The 19,497-nt window shown below is 58.3% G+C and carries 17 protein-coding genes; 13 read left to right on the top strand and 4 right to left on the bottom strand.

What is annotated here, in order from left to right; all coding sequences use genetic code 11:
• Positions 1–38: 38 nt before the first annotated feature.
• From cysC to CAF79_RS20550, 5 genes are all read left to right on the top strand, one after another.
• Positions 39–632 (top strand): adenylyl-sulfate kinase, encoded by a 594-nt coding sequence (gene cysC / locus CAF79_RS20530; RefSeq protein ID WP_085699962.1) that lies wholly within the window; start codon positions 39–41, stop codon positions 630–632.
• Complete coding sequence (locus tag CAF79_RS20535; RefSeq protein ID WP_085699964.1) at positions 629–2,005, top strand: FAD/NAD(P)-binding protein; 1,377 nt, start codon at positions 629–631, stop codon at positions 2,003–2,005. Before cysC ends, CAF79_RS20535 begins: the two co-directional genes overlap by 4 nt.
• A 173-nt stretch (positions 2,006–2,178) precedes the next feature.
• Positions 2,179–3,150 carry an SDR family oxidoreductase gene (locus tag CAF79_RS20540; protein WP_085699966.1) on the top strand — a complete coding sequence of 324 codons (972 nt, stop codon included), beginning with the start codon at positions 2,179–2,181 and terminating at the stop codon, positions 3,148–3,150.
• Positions 3,147–4,163, top strand: coding sequence for a glycosyltransferase family 4 protein (locus CAF79_RS20545; RefSeq protein WP_085699968.1), 1,017 nt, complete (start codon positions 3,147–3,149; stop codon positions 4,161–4,163). Before CAF79_RS20540 ends, CAF79_RS20545 begins: the two co-directional genes overlap by 4 nt.
• 283 nt (positions 4,164–4,446) lie before the next feature.
• A complete protein-coding gene (locus tag CAF79_RS20550) occupies positions 4,447–6,177 on the top strand; it encodes a glycosyltransferase (protein ID WP_256579456.1) in 1,731 nt (576 codons plus the stop codon).
• A gap of 10 nt (positions 6,178–6,187) precedes the next feature.
• Here the strand turns inward: CAF79_RS20550 and CAF79_RS20555 are convergent, their stop codons facing one another.
• Entirely contained in the window at positions 6,188–6,952 is a 765-nt protein-coding gene (locus CAF79_RS20555; protein ID WP_085699970.1) for a hypothetical protein, read from the bottom strand.
• 188 nt (positions 6,953–7,140) lie between these two features.
• On the opposite strand from CAF79_RS20555, the gene CAF79_RS20560 reads away from it, so the two are divergent.
• From CAF79_RS20560 to fabF, 4 genes are all read left to right on the top strand, one after another.
• Positions 7,141–9,135, top strand: coding sequence for a nucleoside-diphosphate sugar epimerase/dehydratase (locus CAF79_RS20560; protein WP_085699972.1), 1,995 nt, complete (start codon positions 7,141–7,143; stop codon positions 9,133–9,135).
• 110 nt (positions 9,136–9,245) lie between these two features.
• Positions 9,246–9,581: a ComEA family DNA-binding protein gene (locus CAF79_RS20565; RefSeq protein WP_085699974.1), complete on the top strand. Its 336-nt coding sequence runs from the start codon at positions 9,246–9,248 to the stop codon at positions 9,579–9,581.
• 217 nt (positions 9,582–9,798) lie between these two features.
• Positions 9,799–10,593, top strand: coding sequence for an SDR family oxidoreductase (locus CAF79_RS20570; protein WP_085699976.1), 795 nt, complete (start codon positions 9,799–9,801; stop codon positions 10,591–10,593).
• A gap of 26 nt (positions 10,594–10,619) precedes the next feature.
• Positions 10,620–11,894, top strand: coding sequence for a beta-ketoacyl-ACP synthase II (gene fabF / locus CAF79_RS20575; RefSeq protein ID WP_085699978.1), 1,275 nt, complete (start codon positions 10,620–10,622; stop codon positions 11,892–11,894).
• Here fabF and CAF79_RS20580 read toward each other — a convergent pair.
• Complete coding sequence (locus CAF79_RS20580; RefSeq protein ID WP_085699980.1) at positions 11,891–12,448, bottom strand: TetR/AcrR family transcriptional regulator; 558 nt, start codon at positions 12,446–12,448, stop codon at positions 11,891–11,893. The genes fabF and CAF79_RS20580 overlap by 4 nt on opposite strands.
• 175 nt (positions 12,449–12,623) lie before the next feature.
• Here CAF79_RS20580 and CAF79_RS20585 point away from each other — a divergent pair, with 175 nt between their 5' ends.
• Positions 12,624–13,475, top strand: coding sequence for a DUF1989 domain-containing protein (locus CAF79_RS20585; RefSeq protein ID WP_085699982.1), 852 nt, complete (start codon positions 12,624–12,626; stop codon positions 13,473–13,475).
• Between the two features lie 44 nt (positions 13,476–13,519).
• Here the strand turns inward: CAF79_RS20585 and CAF79_RS20590 are convergent, their stop codons facing one another.
• Positions 13,520–13,687, bottom strand: coding sequence for a DUF2897 family protein (locus CAF79_RS20590; protein ID WP_007950938.1), 168 nt, complete (start codon positions 13,685–13,687; stop codon positions 13,520–13,522).
• Between the two features lie 119 nt (positions 13,688–13,806).
• A complete protein-coding gene (gene eat, locus CAF79_RS20595) occupies positions 13,807–15,171 on the bottom strand; it encodes an ethanolamine permease (protein WP_085699984.1) in 1,365 nt (454 codons plus the stop codon).
• Positions 15,172–15,602: 431 nt separating this feature from the next.
• On the opposite strand from eat, the gene kdpF reads away from it, so the two are divergent.
• The 3 genes from kdpF to kdpB are packed head-to-tail and all read left to right on the top strand — an operon-like array spanning position 15,603 to position 19,463.
• Positions 15,603–15,692, top strand: coding sequence for a K(+)-transporting ATPase subunit F (gene kdpF, locus CAF79_RS20600; RefSeq protein WP_007899818.1), 90 nt, complete (start codon positions 15,603–15,605; stop codon positions 15,690–15,692).
• A gap of 8 nt (positions 15,693–15,700) precedes the next feature.
• The gene (gene kdpA / locus CAF79_RS20605) at positions 15,701–17,395 is read left to right on the top strand and encodes a potassium-transporting ATPase subunit KdpA (RefSeq protein ID WP_085699986.1); all 1,695 of its coding nucleotides are present in this window, start codon (positions 15,701–15,703) and stop codon (positions 17,393–17,395) included.
• 10 nt (positions 17,396–17,405) lie between these two features.
• The gene (kdpB, locus tag CAF79_RS20610) at positions 17,406–19,463 is read left to right on the top strand and encodes a potassium-transporting ATPase subunit KdpB (protein ID WP_085699988.1); all 2,058 of its coding nucleotides are present in this window, start codon (positions 17,406–17,408) and stop codon (positions 19,461–19,463) included.
• Positions 19,464–19,497 lie beyond the last annotated feature (34 nt).

Genomic DNA, 19,497 nt, shown 5'->3' on the forward strand with positions numbered 1-19,497 from the left:
ATTTAAGTCAATGTGTATATAACTGCGGTGTAGTTTCGATGACGGAAAATCTTGTCGCTCATCAGATGGTTGTCGACCGGGAGCAGCGGAGCGCTCTTAAACAGCAGCGCCCTGTGGTTCTTTGGTTTACCGGGCTTAGCGGCGCCGGCAAATCGACGATTGCCAACGCTCTAGAGCAGGCACTGCTTGAGAATAATCGTCATACCTACTTGCTGGACGGAGACAACATGCGTCTCGGTCTGTGCAGTGATCTCGGGTTCAATGATCATGATCGGGCGGAAAACATCCGCCGGATCGCTGAAGTAGGCAAGCTGTTCGTTGACGCTGGCCTGATCGTCGTCAGCGCCTTCATTTCGCCGTTTCGCCTTGACCGGGCATTGGCCCGGAAAGTGATCGGTGATGAGTTCTTCGTTGAGGTCTACATCAGTACGCCCTTACCTGAGTGCGAGCGCCGCGACCCGAAGGGGCTGTATGGCAAGGCCCGCTCGGGCATGATCAAGAATTTCACCGGTATCGACTCGTTGTACGAGCCTCCGCTAAACCCGGATATCACGATCAACACACTTGAAGAAGATGTGTCCGTATCTGTCGAGAAGATTATGCAGTATCTGGTCGGGCGGATCGAACGTTGAAGACTCTGGTCATCATTGGTGCCGGATTCAGTGGCGCGGTAACCGCTGTTCAATTCCTCCAGGTGTGCAAACCTGGCACTCGAGTGGTGTTGCTCAACCGTTCCGGTGAAATGGCCCGTGGTCTGGCTTACGGAACCAGCAGTTCGCGGCACTTGCTTAATGTGCCAGCGGGGAACATGACGGCGCTGGTTGATCAGCCTGATCATTTTCTGCGTTTTTGCGAAAGCCGTTTGCCGGGTACTGCGGCGGGGACTTTTGTTCCTCGCAAGCTCTACGGCGAATACCTCTCGGGACTGCTCGCCGAGGCTGAACATCAGTGCCGTGATGGCGTCAGTTTCGAGCGGATCACCACAGAAGCTCACAGCATCGAAGCGGAGAACGGAAAAGCCCGGATACGTATTGCTGATGGCCGGGAAATGCTGGCCGATCATGTGATTCTCGCGTTCGGTAACTTTTCACCGTTCAACCCGGCTATCACGTCCATTCCTCGTGCCGCAGGGCGCTATATCGCTGATCCGTGGTCGGGAGAAATCGAGGTGCCGATCGACCCGCAGGCTCCGGTTATGTTGCTGGGCGCAGGATTGACTGCGCTGGATGTGGCACTGACCCTGGATCAACAAGGGCACACCGGGCCGGTGTACATGCTTTCGCGGCGAGGCGTTCAGCCGTTGCCCCATCGTACTTCGGGACATGTCGATAGCATTGCCGGTGAGGTGGTTCAAACGCTTCTTGCCTCCGCTCCGAGCGTGCGCAGCTATCTGCGCCACATGCGCTCATTGGTCCGTGTTGCCGCTAAGGATGGCGTAGACTGGCGTGATGTCATTGCCGCCGTGCGTCCAGCCACGGCACAACTGTGGGAGCGTTTGAGCGAGACCGAACGCCGGCGTTTCCTGCGTCACGTCCAAGTGTATTGGGACGCCCATCGCCACAGAGTTGCGCCGGCTTCGTATGCGGCGTTTTCCGCGCAGTTGGAGTTGGGCAGGCTGAAGCCGATGGCGGGCAGAATCCAGGACATAGAAGTGTTGGCCAATGGTTTGCGCGTTCAAGTCGGGCTGCGTGGTACTGCGGCGGTAGAGTCTCTGGATGTTTCGCATATCATCAATTGCACCGGACCTAATTCCAATCTGGCGCGTGTCGATGATCGCTTGATCGTGCAATTGCGGCAGTCGGGGCTGATTCGATTGGATAAACTCGGCCTGGGCGTTTGCGTCGATGAGACGCTTTCCGTTCAGGATGAGCACGGCGTCCCTGTCAGTTGGCTGAGCTACGTCGGGCCAATGCTCAAGGCGCAGTTCTGGGAAGCCACGGCTGTTCCAGAGCTTCGTCGTTATGCGCGAGATCTGGCCCTGCGGGTTGCCGCGAAAATCGGCTGATTCATATCGCGACGATCAGTGTCATGGGCTTGTCCTTTCAGGTATCACGGTTTCCACTGGCGTGTAGTTTGGCCTCGCTGTTTGCAGCGGAGTCCAATCCTCTTTTGAATAGTTTGATGGTCAGTAGTCGTGATGCAATTTCAAGCGTCAATATTCGTTACCGGGCCTGAACAATGAAAGTTGAAACGGTACTTGTCTCCGGCGGTTCAGGCTTTTTGGGTGGTGCCTTGCTGCGACACCTGGATACCAGCGGGCAGTATTACCTGATTGCCGCGTTGCGCAAGGAGTGTCGCGATCTCCCCCCATCCATTCGGCGTTTCCTGTTTGCGGATCTGACGGCTGATGTCGATTGGCGAGATGCGCTTGATCAGGTTGATGTGGTGGTACATTCAGCTGCACGGGTTCACGTCATGGATGAATGCGCTGCTGATCCGCTGACCGAGTTTCGCAGGGTAAATGTCGATGCCACATTGAATCTGGCCCGGCAGGCTGCAAGTGCAGGCGTGAAGCGCTTCATCTACATCAGCTCGATCAAGGTCAATGGCGAATCAACTTCGCCTGGCATTGCGTTTACAGCAGATGACACGCCCGCGCCCCTCGACCCTTATGGCATTTCCAAACTTGAGGCCGAACTTGGCTTAAAGGCGCTCGCAATCGCTACCGGAATGGAAGTAGTCATCATCCGGCCCGTTCTGGTGTATGGCGCGGGCGTCAAAGCCAACTTCCTCAGCATGATTCGCTGGGTACAACGCGCAGTTCCGTTGCCGTTTGGTGCGGTGCATAACAAGCGCAGCCTGGTCAGTCTGGATAATCTGGTGGATTTGATCGAGACGTGTATGAGACACCCTTCGGCGGCTAATCAGACATTTCTGGTCAGCGACGGGTATGACGTCTCGACAACCGAGCTGTTACGCAGTCTGTCTGCTGCGCTGCACAAGCCCTCTCTGTTAATACCGTTGCCGGTGAGCCTGATGAGCGCTGCGGCGAAACTATTGGGTAAAGAGGCCGTCGCAAAGCGCATCTTTGGTTCTCTGGAAGTCGATATCAGTAAGAATCAACGTCTGTTGGGCTGGGTTCCGCCGGTCAGTTTTCCGCGGGCTCTTGACGCCACAGTAAAACCATTCCTGGATGCTCGAAAAAAATGAATGACTGGTGGCTAGTTCCGGTTGTTGCGATCCTGTCGTTCGCACTCACGGGTTTTTTACGTCGTTATGCAATTTCGCGCAGCCTGATCGATATTCCCAATCAGCGCAGTTCCCACTCGATCCCAACACCGCGTGGTGGTGGTGTGGCCATCGTCTTGACCTTTATCTTCGCCATGTGCGTTTTGTTCGCTGTCGGGCTGACGACTAAGGATGCGTTGATTGCCTTGGTCGGCGCCGGCGGTATCACGGCGGTTATCGGTTTTCTGGATGATCACGGTCACATTGCTGCCCGCTGGCGTCTGCTGGCGCATTTTTCTGCCGCCGCTTGGGGCGTTTATTGGGTCGGTGGGCTATCGCCGTTGGTGATTGCTGGTGTCAGCGTTGATCTGGGATGGCTCGGACATTTTCTCGCGCTGTTTTATCTGGTCTGGATGCTGAATCTCTACAACTTCATGGATGGTATTGACGGTATTGCCGGTGTCGAAGCCGTCACGACATGCGCTGGTGCCTGTCTGATTTACTGGCTCAGTGGCTTCCCGCAACTGTTATGGCCACCTGCGTTACTGGCGGTATGCGCTGCCGGTTTTCTGTGCTGGAACTTTCCCCCGGCAAAAATTTTCATGGGCGATGCGGGCAGTGGCTTCCTGGGTATCATCCTTGGCGTGTTGTCGCTACAGGCGGCATGGACTGATCCCGGTTTGCTGTGGAGCTGGCTGATACTGCTTGGCGTGTTCATCGTTGATGCAACGTTCACGTTGATGCGTCGATTGTTGCGCGGCGATAGAGTCTACGAAGCGCATCGCAGCCACGGCTATCAGTTTGCGTCCCGACAGTTTGGCAAGCACCTGCCCGTGACTGTGGCAGTCGGGCTGATCAATGTGTTCTGGCTGCTGCCGATTGCGCTCTGCGTGAGCTACTGGAAAGTGGACGGTGCATTGGGGTTGGTTGTGGCGTACTTGCCACTTGTCTGGCTGGCGGTTAAGTATCGAGCGGGCGAACGTGAGCGATCTTAAGTAGTTGGGCAGGGCGCATCGTCCTGGGCGCTCCCTGCCGCCCATCGCCGATTACGGCTGCTGCGCAAGTGTCGGAAAACCGGCCAGGATGTGTATCATGCTCCACCCAGATAGATTATTGCCCGTCTGTATCACGGACTGCGAAATCAGGTAGCGCATGACAATTTCGGTTTGTGTACATTTATGGTTCGAGATAGGTGAGAGGCTGGGAAACACTGCACCGTTCATCAAAGGCGGAGAAGTACTCGATCCCTTAAAACTGCTTAATTAGAAGGAATAGATTTTGGCTCGCAATAGTTTTTTCTCGAAGCTGTCCCGGCTCTTTGTCCAACGATCAGAAAGCGTTGAGATCTCCAAGTTGCCCCAGCCAAAGTCACCCGCTGAGCCAGTTATCGTTGGAGCCCCTGTGGTTGAGCCGCCGGCGGTCGTTCAGATTGAACATCACACGCGCAGGCTGCCAGACAATTTTGACGCGGCGCTCTATCTGAAAATGAATCCGGATCTCGGTACGGCAATTGATCCGATTGCCCATTACCTGAATCATGGTTTTCAGGAAAGCTGGCGTATCGTGACGCTGCCCAGAATCAAAATGTCCGACAGTCGTCAGTTCGATCCTTCGCGAGAAACGGTCATGGTCGTCAGTCACGAAGCATCCCGATCAGGCGCGCCGATACTTGCCCTTAACCTGGTACAGCGTTTATCCGCCAGTTACAACGTAGTCGCGCTTTTGCTCGGCAATGGCCCGCTTCTTGAGGACTTCGAAGATGCAGCGGTTGCGACAATGGCGAGCCCGCGATTGAAAAACAATCTTCCCTACACACAGTTCGCCATTGAAAAACTGTGCAGCGACTTCAATTTCAAGTTCGCACTGGTTAACAGCATGGAGTGCCGCGTGGTTCTGGAGCCACTGGCCCGGCATTTCGTGCCCGCTATTCCGTTGATCCATGAATTTGCGTCCGCATACCCCAATTCCGCCGCTCTGTTTTCGGATGCCAAGTTGTGGTCTAGCGACCTGGTGTTTTCCGCGGAAATTACTTGGGAGAGTGCCAAAGATTTATGTCCGGCCCTGAAACCTCTGAGTGCCCACATTATTCCTCAGGGACATTGTGCGCTGCCCGCACCAGTTGTCGAACAGGAAAGGCAGCAATTGGAGTCTGATTACTTGCGCGGCAAGATGCGGCCTGCCACCGATACTGAGAGGAAGTTCGTAATCCTCGGCGCTGGATATGTCAATTTCCGAAAAGGCGCCGACATCTTCATTCAATGCGCGATCAAAGCCATGCTAACTCCCGGTGGGGAGAAGTTTCGTTTTGTCTGGATCGGTAAAGGCTTTAACCCCGATGTAGAAGATGGCTATTCGGTTTATCTCGCCGATCAGATCAAGCGTTCGGGGCTGGGGGATCGCTTCGTGATGCTGGACGAGACGTCCGCTATTGCAACGGCTTATGAAGAAGCTGACCTGTTGTTTATCTCGTCTCGATTGGACCCGTTGCCGAACGTCGCCATTGATGCTTTCGATGCGCGATTGCCAGTGCTCTGCTTCGACAAAGCGACAGGCATATCTGACTTCCTTTCATTTGGCGGACTGCGCGATTCCTGTATCGCTGATTATCTTGATGTTGACAGCGCCGTGCGAAAAATTTTCGCATTGGCCGACTCCAGTGAACTGTATGAAGAGGCAGTCGCCAAGAGTCATGCAGCATCGAAAATCTACTTCGATATGGACAGGTATGTTGCGGAACTTGAATCTGTCGGTGTTAAAGCCGCTGTACGCGCTCAACAGGAAAAAAGTGATGTTCAACTGATTTCGGACTCGGGCTTGCTCGACAGCAGTCAGCGAGACGCGCGCTTGTATGTTCGCGCATGGGCCAGCGGCATAAACCCGCAGTCGCCTCGCTCAGACTTCCAGCCCGATGTATATGCCGAACAACATGGTGTGGAAATCCCGGGCAGCGACCCATTTGCCGATTACATTCGCATGGGTTCTCCGCAAGGCGTATGGAACAACGCCTGACAGGATCACCTCACCTGCGGCGAAAGTAACGCTCCACCAGCCTGCCCAAGAGCGTCGGTTTGCTCTTTGCGAGATGTTCTTCGACAGGCTGGGTTACACCGCTTGATTGATCCGAATGCGCGTAACGTTCGAGCACCGGCGCCAGCAGCGGTGCAATCATTTGCGAGTGGGCAGAAGGATCGTAGTGATGGTCGCTCGGATCGGTGTTTCGAAGCGTTTCTTTGAGACTTCCCGTTGCGTCCAGCGACAGACTGTCCATGTTTATATGACTGATGCCCTGATGGACGCAAAAAACCTCCATCAGACTATTGAACTCAATAGTCAACTGGGTTCTTTCAGCGAGAGTGGCCTGCACCTCCTTACGCAAGTTGGCAACTTCGCCCCAATCCATTCCATCTCGAATGGTGGGGAGGGGAGTGCTGATGCAGATCACATGATGGGTCTGTTTAATGTCCTGAAGAAGTTTCTGATAGTTATCAACTGCCAATTGCAACATTTGCGATACAGCGTTGCCGTGCTTTTGCGCTCGATACCAAATCACAAAACCGGTGTCGACCTCGCCCAGCATTACGATCGCCGTTTTGGCCGTTGTCGCCTCCAGCGCTGCTTTGAACTGTGGCATGGCCTGAGTTAGGGCGTTTGGATTTTTTAATCCAGAAACGGTTGCCCCTCCTATCGAAGTCACTTCGAACGTGTATTCGGGAAGCAGTGCTCTCAGTATTTCGGAGTTGAATACCGATGCGTGAGAGTCGCCGAGTACAACTACTGGGATCATTGTCTGATTAATTCCTGATTCATCGGGGTTGCGAAAAGGCAATGGTGAAATTCTATAGGGTCGCCGCGTTAACTCCGAGAACCAATTCACCTTTTCTGGGGCCAATTATTCAGATGAAGACGCCAGCATTGAGGTTACAATGCTGGTCGTTGACGTTTAAGGAGGGAGCCACGTGCTCGAGCGGCTGAATGGATAAAGTGCGGACTGTCTTGCTGGGCTTGCCTCGTAAGCAAAAACGTTTGTTGCAGGTGGCTACCGACGTCGTCCTGGTCTGGGTTGCTCTCTGGATGTCGTTCATCGTGCGCCTCGGCATCGATGACATGTACAACCCCTTGAAGGCTCACATCTGGCTCTTTGCATTCGCCCCTGTCATCGCCATTCCACTCTTTATTCGCTTTGGCATGTACCGGGCCGTGATGCGTTACTTTGGTAACGACGCCCTGATTGCCATCGTCAAGGCGGTCAGCCTGTCCTCGCTGATTCTGGCGGTCGTCGTTTACTGGTACAGCAATCACGAAGCCGTAGTGCCGCGCTCGATCATCTTCAACTACTGGTGGTTGAGCATGATGATCATCGGCGGGCTGCGCCTGTGCATGCGTCAGTTTTTCATGGGCGACTGGTTTACCGCCGCTCAACACGTACCGTTTACCAGCCGCGATGATGGTTTGACCAAGGTTGCCGTGTACGGTGCCGGTGTCGCCGGCAACCAGTTGGTCGCGGCTCTGCGCATGGGCCGCGTCATGCGTCCGGTGGCCTTCATCGACGATGATCCGGGGATTTCCGATCGGTCGATTTCCGGGCTTCAGGTCTACAAACCCAAGCATATTCAACACATGATCGACGTCACCGGTGCCCAAGAGATACTTCTCGCTCTGCCATCGTCGACCCGCGCCAGACGCCGGGAAATCCTCAACCTGCTCGAGGGTTTCCCGCTGCACGTGCGCAGTGTGCCGAATTTCACCGACCTGGCCAGTGGTCGGGTCAAGGTCGAGGATATCCAGGAAGTGGATATCGCCGACTTGCTCGGACGTGACGCTGTACCGGCCCAACCGGACCTGTTGGCGCGTTGCATCAATGGCAAAGTGGTGATGGTCACAGGCGCTGGTGGTTCGATCGGCTCGGAGTTGTGCCGACAGATCTTCACTCTGGGGCCGACCACGCTCGTGTTGTTCGAACATAGCGAATTCAATCTCTACAGCATTCTCTCCGAACTCGAACAACGGGGTTGCCGGCAGTCGGTTCCGATACGTCTGTTGCCTATCCTCGGTTCCATCCGTCATCAAGACAAGCTGCTCGATGTGATGAAAACCTGGAAAGTCGACACCGTGTATCACGCGGCAGCCTATAAGCATGTGCCGATGGTTGAGCACAATATTGCTGAAGGTGTACTGAACAACGTGATCGGCACGCTCAATACAGCGCAGGCGGCATTGCAGTCGGGCGTGTCGAATTTCGTGCTTATCTCCACCGATAAAGCCGTGCGTCCGACGAACATCATGGGCAGTACCAAGCGTCTGGCCGAGTTGACGCTGCAGGCCCTCAGCTGTGAAAGTGCACCGGTATTGTTTGGTGACAGTGCCAACGTGTCGCGGGTCAACAAGACCCGGTTCACCATGGTGCGTTTCGGCAATGTTCTCGGCTCCTCGGGGTCGGTGATCCCACTGTTTCACAGCCAGATCAGAACCGGTGGCCCACTGACCGTCACCCATCCGAAAATCACTCGCTATTTCATGACCATCCCCGAGGCGGCGCAACTGGTTATCCAGGCGGGATCAATGGGGCAGGGCGGCGATGTATTCGTGCTGGATATGGGCGAGCCGGTGAAAATCGTCGAACTGGCAGAAAAAATGATTCATCTGTCAGGCTTGAGTATCCGTTCCGAGCGTAATCCTCAGGGTGACATTTCCATAGAGTTCACCGGTTTGCGCCCGGGCGAGAAGCTCTACGAAGAGTTGCTGATCGGCGATAATGTCGCCGCTACCTCGCATCCGATGATCATGACGGCCAACGAAGATCATCTGTCTTGGGATGTGCTGAAGGCGCGATTGCATGAGCTGCTGATTGCCGTCGAGAAAGACGACTATTCCCGCGTCCGCCAGCTTCTGCGCGAAACCGTCAGCGGCTACACCCCTGACGGCGAAATCGTTGACTGGATCTACCAGCAGCGCCGTCTCGAACCCTGATTGTTTCACATCCTGTAACGGACACGTTTTTGACAGGCTCCCATCATCGCCTAAGTTTGGAGAGCAGCTTCGGAAAAGCTGCTTTCTCAATTGATGATGGAGCGTCACTTATGCGTACCGGTTATTTCTACTCCCTGATTTTTGCCTTGCTGACCAGCGCCTCGATTGCCGCAATCGCTGCGCCTCTGGCGTCTACCGAAACGAACAGGGCGCCTGTGGTGATGGACGCGTCAGCCGCTTCTGAAAATCAGAAGGTCGATCTGAACGGTGCCGATGCGGCCACTCTGCAGAAGGAACTTGCAGGCGTGGGCGAGGCCAAGGCGAAAGCGATTGTTGCTTATCGTGAAACAAACGGGCCGTTTGCATCGGTGGACGAATTGCTTGAGGTGAAAGGTATCGGCAAGGCGATCCTGGATCGCAATCGCGACAAGCTGGAAGTGAACTAAGCTGATTGTTCAACGCCAAGGGGCCGGTCATTGACCGGCCCTTTTTGGTTCCCGATTCCTGGGCACATCGCAGAAGGACCACAGCCTTTCCGTCGGAAAATAGAAAATTACGGCTATCATATTGCTTTGAGATTATGCCTATAATAATTTCAGTCGCCACTGAAGCCCTCTGCTTTTCAGCGGTCGCTCATCCCTTACGCATTCCAGGAGTATCGTCATGAATTCCCCAAAATCCCAAGGTACGGCGTTGGTCACTGGCGCATCTTCCGGTATCGGTGCGGTGTATGCCGAGCGGTTGGCGGCACGTGGTTTTGATCTGTTGCTGGTGGCTCGCGATCAGGAGCGTCTGGAGTCTGCAGCCAGCAAGCTGCGAGACGCACACGGTGTTCAGGTCGAAGTGCTGAAGGCCGATCTGACCCAGAAAAATGAAGTGCTCAAACTTGAACAGCGTCTGCGCAGCGATTCCAGTATCAGCCTGCTGGTCAACAACGCGGGGGTGGCAGTCAATGGCTTGCTGGCCAACGCTGATCCCGAGGTACTGGAGCAACTGATTCAGTTGAACGTCACCACGCTGACCCGCTTGGCAGCCGCAGCCGCCTCGGCGTTTACCCGCGCTGGCCGTGGCACGATCATCAATATTGCATCGGTGGTTGCCCTATTCCCTGAGCGTTTCAACGCCACCTACAGTGCCAGCAAGGCTTACGTATTAAGCCTCACCCAAACGCTCAATACCGAACTGGAAGGTACCGGCGTCAAGGTGCAAGCCGTGTTGCCCGGCGTGACCCGCACTGAAATCTGGGATCGCTCCGGTTTCGATGCCAGCGGTATTCCGGCGGAAATGGTCATGGAGGCGGGCGAGATGGTCGATGCTGCGCTGTCCGGTCTGGATCAGGGCGAACTCGTCACGATTCCTTCGCTGCCCGATGCCGGGGAATGGCAAGCCTTTGTCGCCGCGCGTCATGTAATGGCCCCGAATCTGTCCCACAGTTCGGCGGCCAGCCGTTACAAGTAAATTGATTCGTGAGAGGTCAACCCGATATGGATCAGCGTCGAGTAGTTGTCACGGGTATGGGCCTGGTATCGCCCTTGGGAAGCGACGTCGAAGTTGTCTGGCAGCGCTTGCTGGCCGGGCGGTCGGGATTGCGAAACCTGCCGGAAGCGGTCATTGCCGATCTGCCGACGCGGGTCGGCGGCGTGGTGCCGACAATGGAGGAGGACGCCGAAGCGGGGTTCGATCCGGATCGCGCCACGCCGCCCAAAGAACAGAAGAAAATGGATCGTTTCATTCTGTTCGCGATGGAGGCTGCACGGCAGGCGCTTGAACAGGCGGGCTGGCACCCGACGCAATCCCACGCTCAGGAACGCACGGCCACCATCATCGGCTCAGGTGTCGGCGGCTTCGGTGCAATCGCCGATGCGGTGCGGACCACCGACAGCCGTGGTCCGCGTCGCTTGTCACCGTTCACTATCCCTTCGTTTCTGGTCAACCTTGCGGCGGGCCATGTCTCGATCCAGCACGGTCTCAAGGGCCCGCTCGGTGCGCCGGTCACGGCGTGTGCCGCCGGCGTGCAGGCGATCGGTGATGCCGCTCGGCTGATTCATGTCGGCGAGGCCGATATTGCCGTGTGCGGCGGTGCGGAAGCATGCATCGATCGCGTCAGCCTTGCCGGTTTCGCGGCGGCGCGGGCCTTGTCCAGCGGCTACAACGACACGCCTGAGCGCGCCTCACGCCCGTTCGACAGCGGGCGCGACGGTTTCGTGATGGGCGAGGGTGCGGGGCTGCTGGTGATCGAATCACTTGAACACGCATTGGCACGGGGGGCGCAGCCATTAGCCGAACTGGTCGGGTATGGCACCAGCGCCGACGCCTATCACCTGACCGCCGGGCCGGAAGACGGCAGCGGTGCACGCCGGGCGATGACTCTGGCGCTGGCCCAGGCTGGTGTCACGCCGGATCAGGTGCAACATCTGAACGCACATGCGACCTCGACGCCAGTGGGGGATCTCGGTGAGCTGGCCGCGATTAAATCGGTATTCGGGACCCAGAACGAGATTGCCGTGACCTCGACCAAATCCGCGACGGGGCATTTGCTGGGTGCGGCGGGAGGACTGGAGGCGATTTTCACGTTGCTGGCGATCCGCGATCAAACCGTTCCGCCAACGCTCAACTTCGAGAATCCCGATCCGGCGAGCGAAGGCGTGGACATCGTCCACGGTCAGGCGCGGTCGATGCCGATCGAGTATGCGTTATCCAACGGCTTCGGCTTCGGTGGGGTCAATGCAAGCGTGCTGTTCAAGCGCTGGCAGGCTTAGCCTTCGGAGCGCTTGAGGTGTTCGCGGGTGACGTCGAGGATCTGCTGCGCAAATTCGGCATCCGCAACACTGCGTGACAGCAGGAGCGCCCCGGCCAGTGTCGCCATGATGACGATGCTGCGTTCGGCGGCGTTCTCGCCTTCAAGGGTGCCTTCGATCTGGTCGAGGCGAGCCTTCAAGACTGAATCGCTGGTCGGACTAGGCTGGCCACGCAGTCCAAGCTCCGAAGATATGGTCAGCAACGGACAGCCTTCATGGGGACTTGTCTGGTGCCATTCGGACAGGTAGGTGTCGATGAACACCTCCAACGGTTTGTCCTGGGCGAAGATTTCCGCGCACAGCCCCGCTACCTGCTCGCCGGCAGCTTGCAGCGCTTTTTCCACCAGTTCGTCCTTGGACGCGAAGTGCGAATAGAAGCCGCCGTGCGTCAGGCCCAGTGCCCTCATCAAAGGTTGCAGCCCGGTCGCACCAATGCCGTCCTTGCGAAACCGCTCGGACGCTTCCTTGATAATGCGCTGATGTGTCTGGGCTTTATGATCTTGCGAGTAACGCATTTAAACTCTCCGCAACAAGACCGCCATCTTAACCAATGCAAATTGAATGGTGACTGTACTTCTACTTCTAAAAAGCCTGCCGGTGAATCCAACAAGTTCGTAACAACCATAAATGGTTGGCACGGATAGTGGTTGCAGCTTGCAAAGTTGCCATCACTTGAGGAGCAGGAGAATCATGTACAAAGACTACCCGGCCGCCTATCAGGTCAGCAAAGGCTCGGCGCTACAGGTCAATACACCTTTCTACGAACGGATTCGCGACCGCAAGGACGGGCGCACACTGATCGAACAATTCGAAGTGCCGATCCGCACCGGTCGTGCCTGGCATGTGCCGGCGGGGCATGTGTTTCGTGTCACCACACCGGTCGGGCCCCAAGTGGGCGATTTCAATGTGTGGAACGCACACGATCCGCGTGAACGGATGTGGGCGGCGCGCACCCGGCAACTGCAGGGCGCCCATGTCAGCACCCACGACCGACTCTGGTCGAACCTGCCTTTTCTTCGTCCGCTGGTGACCATCACCGATGACAGCCTGGCCGGCTATGGCATCGACGAGCACGGTGGGCGCCTGCACGATTTGCTCGGCACGCGCTGCGATCCCTACGTGAACAAGATGCTCACCGGCGAGGATTTCCATCATCACTGCCATTCAAATCTGACCCGCGCCGTGTTGCCCCATGGCCTGACCGAGTTCGACGTGCATGACGTGCTGAACATCTTCCAGTGCACGGGCCTGAATCACGATGACCTGTACTTCATGAAGGCCTGCCCGGCGCAGAAGGGTGACTATCTGGAGTTCTTTGCGGAAATCGACTTGCTGTGTGCATTGTCGACGTGCCCCGGCGGTGATCTGTCGCTGGCGATGTGGGGGCCGGATGCGCAGGATCCGCTGACCGTGTGCCGCCCGCTCGGCGTGGAAATCTATCGTCTGGACGATGCGCTGCTCGAAGGCTGGAGCCAGCCGGAACGGGCGGCGTACAAAGGCCTGCATGGCTTGCACATCGCCAAGGCTGAATGGGAAAAGTAGCCGCGATAAAAACAAACCCCGCCGATTCAGGCGGGGTTTTTCGTTCAGCGGTCCTGCGCGTCCTTGATGTCCGCTTCGGCATTGCGTTCAGCGACGCGTTTGCGCTGTTCATCGGTCAGTTCGACCTTGTTGGCGGTGTCACGCAACATCATCAGACCGCCGACGATCGAGCCGATTGCAACGACCAGAATCAACCAGGCATACCAGGGCATAACGGCTCTCCTTAAAGACAGGTCGACGGGCGAGGGTTTCGCCGTTCAACGCTGCATACCACTTTGAGCGAAGTGCATTCGCAGTGGTTCCATTCTAGGCCGGTTATGCCCGTCGCGGTTTACAGTCCGGTGAGCATGGCGTCTGCCGGGGCGTTGGCGCGCAATTGGCCGGTCAACAGGAAGTAGCCGAAACCGACCGCCATGAAGCCGAGAAAGATCAGCCCGATCAGCGCATTGAACCAGGCCATCGCTACCAGGCACACCACGGCCAGCGCCAGCGCGATCAACGGAATCAGCGGATAGCACGGCGCGCGGAAGGTGCGCTCCAGATTTGGTTCGGATTTACGCAGTTTGAACAGGCTGAGCATGCTCATGATGTACATCACGATCGCACCGAACACCGCCATGGTGATCATCGCGGCAGTGAGGGTCATGCCGCCGAGGTTGATCAGCCCGTCGCTGTAGATCGCCGCGATGCCGATCACGCCGCCGGTAATGATGGCGCGGTGCGGGGTCTGGAAGCGCGACAGCTTCGCCAGCGAAGCGGGCAGGTAACCGGCGCGGGCGAGGGCGAAGAATTGCCGCGAGTAGCCAAGAATGATCCCGTGGAAACTCGCCACCAGCCCGAACAGGCCGATCCAGACCAGCATGTGCAACCAGCCGGAGTTGTCGCCGACCACGGTTTTCATCGCCTGCGGCAGCGGATCATTGATGTTCGACAGGGTGCGCCAGTCGCCGACACCACCGGCAAAGAACATCACGCCCATGGCCAGCAACACCAAGGTCAGAATGCCGCTGATGTAGGCCTTGGGAATCGTGCGTTTCGGATCCTTGGCTTCTTCGGCGGCCATGGCCGCGCCTTCGATGGCGAGGAAAAACCAGATCGCAAACGGAATCGCCGCGAACATCCCGGCAATCGCCGGAGCGCCGAAGATGTCCGAGCCGGCCCAGCCATTCAGCGCGAAGTTGCTGAAACTGAACGCCGGGGCGACGACGCCCATGAACACCAGCAACTCGGCCACTGCCAGCACGCAGACCACCAGTTCGAAGGTCGCTGCCAGTTTCACCCCGAGGATGTTCAAGGTCATGAACACGATGTATGCGCCGACCGCCGCGTGTTTCGGATCGAGGGCCGGAAACTGCACGTTCAGATACGCGCCAATCGCCAAGGCGATCGCCGGCGGGGCGAAGACGAATTCGATCAGTGTCGCCAGGCCTGCGATCAAGCCGCCTTTTTCACCGAAAGCCCGGCGACTGTAGGCAAACGGCCCGCCCGCGTGGGGAATCGCCGTGGTCAGTTCGGTGAAGCTGAAAATGAAGCAGGTGTACATGGTGGCGACCATGAATGAGGTCACCAGAAAGCCGAGAGTTCCCGCGACGCCCCAGCCATAACTCCAGCCGAAATATTCCCCGGAAATCACCAGCCCCACCGCGATGCCCCACAGATGCAACGTGCCCAGCGTGGGTTTGAGTTGAGTGTTCATGCGTTTGCTCCCTGAACGGTTTGGAAAGCTCGGGGAAAGGCGTGTGCAGTGGACGTGCCATTTTGTATTGGCGGGTCGTAATGCGCTTAAAGCTGTCGTATCGGGGATGTTCGCGGCGCAATGCCCACAGAGTTGTGCGCCAGTTGGGTGCGATGTTGTCTGTGTTGCCGTCTTCGCGGGCAAGCCCGCTCCCACAGGTGTAAGTGGTGTCTGGACGAGCGCGTTTCAAAATGTGGGAGTGGGCCTGGTCCGGGCGGCGATCCGACGAGGAGGCCCGTCCACACGACGCAAAACTCTGCTGTAACGCCCGCGTAAACCCAGTCTTTACGCTTTCTTTATGCCCCGCGCGCACCCTCGGTCTCGTTCCTTTACAGCCTCCTTTCCGACAATGCCTCCACACGCGGCAATACGCCGTAACACGGAGATCTTCCATGAGCGTTCTGGACGGGGTGTCACTGCTGCTGGCAGTGGGGCTGTTCATTTATCTGTTGGTTGCGCTGTTGCGCGCGGATCGGAACTAGGAGCGGTTATGCACAGTTATGACTATTGGCAGATCCTCGCGTTTTTCGCGTTGGTGTTGCTGCCGGCGCCGTTCCTCGGGCGGTTCTACTACAAAGTGATGGAAGGTCAGCGCACCTGGCTGACGCCGATTCTCGGCCCGGTCGAGCGCGGCTGTTACCGCATCGCCGGGGTCAATCCGCAGGACGAACAGAGCTGGCAGAAGTACACGCTGGCACTGCTGGCGTTCAACCTCGCCGGTTTCCTGCTGCTGTTCGCGATTCTGCTGTTTCAGGATCACCTGCCGCTGAACCCGCAAAACCTGCCGGGCCAGGAGTGGACCCAGGCGTTCAACACCGCCGTCAGCTTCATGACCAACACCAACTGGCAGTCCTACAGCGGTGAAGCGACCCTCAGCTACCTGAGCCAGATGGTCGGCCTCACCGTGCAGAACTTCGTCAGTGCCGCCACCGGCCTCGCCGTGCTGGTTGCGCTGTGCCGTGGCATCGGGCGCAAGTCCACCAAAACCCTCGGCAACTTCTGGGTCGACATGACCCGTGCCACGCTCTACGGTCTGCTGCCGCTGTGTCTGCTGCTGGCGCTGTACCTGGTGTGGCAGGGCGTGCCGCAGACCTTCGCCCAATATGTGAATGCAGTGACGATGCAGGGCGTTGACCAAGTCATCCCGCTCGGCCCGGCCGCCAGCCAGATTGCGATCAAGCAACTGGGCACCAACGGCGGTGGTTTCTTCGGCGTCAACTCGGCGCATCCGTTCGAGAACCCGACTGCCTGGAGCAACCTGTTCGAAGTCGCGTCGATCATCCTGATCCCGGTGGCATTGGTATTCACCTTCGGCCACTACGTGAAGGATCTGCGTCAGAGTCGCGCCATCATCGGTTGCATGCTCGCGCTGTTCATCATCGGCGGCGCCACTTCGCTGTGGGCCGAGTATCAGCCGAACCCTGCCTTGAACAACGTCGCCGTCGAACAAACCGCGCCGCTGGAAGGCAAGGAAGCGCGCTTCGGCACCACCGCCACCGTGCTCTGGTCGGTGACCACCACCGCAGCGTCGAACGGTTCGGTCAATGGCATGCATGACAGCCTCAACCCGCTCAGCGGCATGGTCGCGCTGGTCAACATGATGGTCGGTGAAGTGATCTTCGGCGGCGTCGGCGCGGGGCTCTACGGCATGTTGCTGAACGTGCTGATCGCGGTGTTCCTCGCCGGCCTGATGATCGGCCGCACCCCGGAATACCTCGGCAAGAAACTCCAGGCTCGTGAAGTGCAGCTGCTGGTCGTCACCCTGCTGGTGATGCCGGTCGGCGTACTGGTGCTGGGCGCGATTGCCGCGAGTCTGCCGGGCCCGGTGGCGGCGGTGAGCAATCCCGGCCCGCACGGTTTCAGTCAGTTGCTCTACGCCTACACCTCGGCCAGCGCAAACAACGGTTCGGCGTTCGGCGGCTTCGGCGCCAACACCGCGTTCCACAACCTGATGCTGGGACTGGGCATGTTGATCGGTCGCTTCGGCTACATCCTGCCGGTACTGGCTCTGGCCGGCAGCCTGGCGATGAAGAAAACCGCACCGATCGGCCAGAACAGCTTCCCGACCCACGGCCCGCTGTTTGTGACCCTGTTGACCGTGACCATTTTGCTGGTGGGCGGCCTGACATTCTTGCCGACCCTCGCACTGGGCCCAATCGCTGAACACCTGAGCATGGGCTTCTAAGGAGCTGATGATGAATATGCCCGCAATCAAACCCGTCGTCGCCAAGGCGCCGGAACAAGCGAAAACCGCGATCAGCGCCCTGTGGCGTCCGGCGCTGGTGCAAGCGTTCGTCAAGCTCGACCCGCGCCAGTTGCAGCGCTCGCCGGTGATGCTGGTGGTCGAACTGACGGCGATCCTGACCACCGTGCTGTGCTTCATTCCCGACAACGGCGTGCCGACTTTCGTGGCCGCGCAAATCGCCCTGTGGCTGTGGTTCACCGTGCTGTTCGCCAACTTCGCCGAAGCGCTGGCCGAAGGTCGTGGCAAGGCCCGCGCCGACAGCCTCAAGGCCGGAAGCGAAGGCCTCAGCGCCCGCCGCAAACTGGCCAACGGCAGCTTCCAGGTCGTACCGGCCACCAGCCTGCGCAAGGGCGACGTGGTGCGCGTTGAAGCGGGGGAGATGATCCCCGGTGACGGCGAAGTCATCGAAGGTATTGCGGCGGTCAACGAAGCGGCGATCACTGGTGAATCGGCGCCGGTGATTCGCGAGTCCGGCGGCGACCGTTCCGCCGTCACCGGCAACACCCGGCTGGTGTCCGACTGGCTGCTGGTGAAGATCACCGCCAATCCCGGTGAATCGACCCTCGACCGCATGATCGCGCTGGTCGAAGGCGCCAAACGCCAGAAGACCCCGAACGAAGTGGCGCTGGATATCCTGCTGATCGGCCTGACCCTGATCTTTCTGCTGGTGGTCGTGACCCTGCAACCGTTCGCCCACTTCGCCAACGGCAGCTTGCCGCTGGTGTTCCTGGTGGCGTTATTGGTCACGCTGATTCCGACCACCATCGGCGGTCTGCTGTCGGCGATCGGTATCGCCGGGATGGATCGGCTGGTGCGCCTTAACGTGATCGCCAAGTCCGGTCGCGCGGTGGAAGCGGCGGGTGATGTGCATGTGCTGCTGCTGGACAAGACCGGCACCATCACTTTCGGTAACCGTCGTTGCAGCGCGGTATATGCGGCGCCGGGCGTGAATGCCCGTGAGCTGGCCGAAGGCGCGCTGTTCGCTTCGCTGGCCGACGAAACTGCCGAAGGCAAGTCCATTGTCGAGTACCTTCGCGGCTCAAATCCGCAGCCGGAACCTTCGCCGGAAACCCTGACCGCCGTACCGTTCAGCGCAGAAACCCGCTTGTCCGGTGTCGACTATCAGGGCCGTGTGTTCCGCAAGGGCGCGGTGGATTCGCTGCTGGCCTTCCTCGGCCAACAACGCAAGGACCTGGCCCCGGCGCTGTCCCGGGAAATCGACAAGATCGCCCAGAGCGGCGGCACGCCGTTGCTGGTCTGCGCCGACGGCAAACTGCTCGGCGCGATCCACCTCAAAGACGTGGTCAAGCCGGGCATCCGCGAGCGTTTTGCCGAGCTGCGCAAGCTGGGGATTCGCACGGTGATGGTCACCGGCGACAACCCGCTGACCGCCGCCGCGATTGCCGCTGAAGCAGGTGTCGATGATGTACTGGCCGAAGCCACACCGGAGAAAAAACTGGCGCGCATCCGTCATGAGCAGAACGACGGTCGTCTGGTCGCGATGTGCGGCGACGGCGCCAACGACGCCCCGGCGCTGGCCCAGGCTGACGTCGGCATGGCGATGAACGACGGCACGCAAGCCGCGCGCGAAGCGGCCAACATGGTCGACCTCGACAGCGACCCGACCAAGCTGCTGGACGTGGTGCAGATCGGCAAGGAACTGCTGGTGACCCGTGGCGCGCTGACGACCTTTTCCATCGCCAACGACGTGGCCAAGTACTTTGCGATCCTGCCGGCGCTGTTTGCCGCGATCTACCCGCAACTGGGCGTGCTGAACATCATGCAGTTGAGCAGTCCGCAGAGCGCGATCCTGTCGGCCATCGTGTTCAACGCGTTGATCATCGTGGTGCTGATTCCGCTGGCCCTGCGCGGCGTGCGGGTGCAGGCAGCGAGTGCGGCGGCGTTGCTGCGACGCAATCTGCTGATCTACGGCCTGGGCGGGATTCTGGTGCCGTTTGTGGGGATCAAGGCGATCGACATGCTGTTGACGGCGTTGCATCTGGTTTGAACCTGAACAGCGGTGTGCCGGGCACACCGCTTCA

The organism is Pseudomonas sp. B26(2017), assembly GCF_002113045.1.
In the GTDB taxonomy this organism is placed as follows: Bacteria; Pseudomonadota; Gammaproteobacteria; order Pseudomonadales; family Pseudomonadaceae; genus Aquipseudomonas.

Bases quoted from the DNA above. Each gene is read 5' to 3' on its own strand.
- cysC (WP_085699962.1), top strand. From the start codon at position 39: ATGACGGAAAATCTTGTCGCTCATCAGATGGTTGTCGACCGGGAGCAG.
- CAF79_RS20540 (WP_085699966.1), top strand. From the start codon at position 2,179: ATGAAAGTTGAAACGGTACTTGTCTCCGGCGGTTCAGGCTTTTTGGGT.
- CAF79_RS20545 (WP_085699968.1), top strand. From the start codon at position 3,147: ATGAATGACTGGTGGCTAGTTCCGGTTGTTGCGATCCTGTCGTTCGCA.
- CAF79_RS20555 (WP_085699970.1), bottom strand. From the start codon at position 6,952: ATGATCCCAGTAGTTGTACTCGGCGACTCTCACGCATCGGTATTCAAC.
- CAF79_RS20560 (WP_085699972.1), top strand. From the start codon at position 7,141: ATGGATAAAGTGCGGACTGTCTTGCTGGGCTTGCCTCGTAAGCAAAAA.
- CAF79_RS20565 (WP_085699974.1), top strand. From the start codon at position 9,246: ATGCGTACCGGTTATTTCTACTCCCTGATTTTTGCCTTGCTGACCAGC.
- CAF79_RS20570 (WP_085699976.1), top strand. From the start codon at position 9,799: ATGAATTCCCCAAAATCCCAAGGTACGGCGTTGGTCACTGGCGCATCT.
- fabF (WP_085699978.1), top strand. From the start codon at position 10,620: ATGGATCAGCGTCGAGTAGTTGTCACGGGTATGGGCCTGGTATCGCCC.
- CAF79_RS20580 (WP_085699980.1), bottom strand. From the start codon at position 12,448: ATGCGTTACTCGCAAGATCATAAAGCCCAGACACATCAGCGCATTATC.
- CAF79_RS20585 (WP_085699982.1), top strand. From the start codon at position 12,624: ATGTACAAAGACTACCCGGCCGCCTATCAGGTCAGCAAAGGCTCGGCG.
- CAF79_RS20590 (WP_007950938.1), bottom strand. From the start codon at position 13,687: ATGCCCTGGTATGCCTGGTTGATTCTGGTCGTTGCAATCGGCTCGATC.
- eat (WP_085699984.1), bottom strand. From the start codon at position 15,171: ATGAACACTCAACTCAAACCCACGCTGGGCACGTTGCATCTGTGGGGC.
- kdpF (WP_007899818.1), top strand. From the start codon at position 15,603: ATGAGCGTTCTGGACGGGGTGTCACTGCTGCTGGCAGTGGGGCTGTTC.
- kdpA (WP_085699986.1), top strand. From the start codon at position 15,701: ATGCACAGTTATGACTATTGGCAGATCCTCGCGTTTTTCGCGTTGGTG.
- kdpB (WP_085699988.1), top strand. From the start codon at position 17,406: ATGAATATGCCCGCAATCAAACCCGTCGTCGCCAAGGCGCCGGAACAA.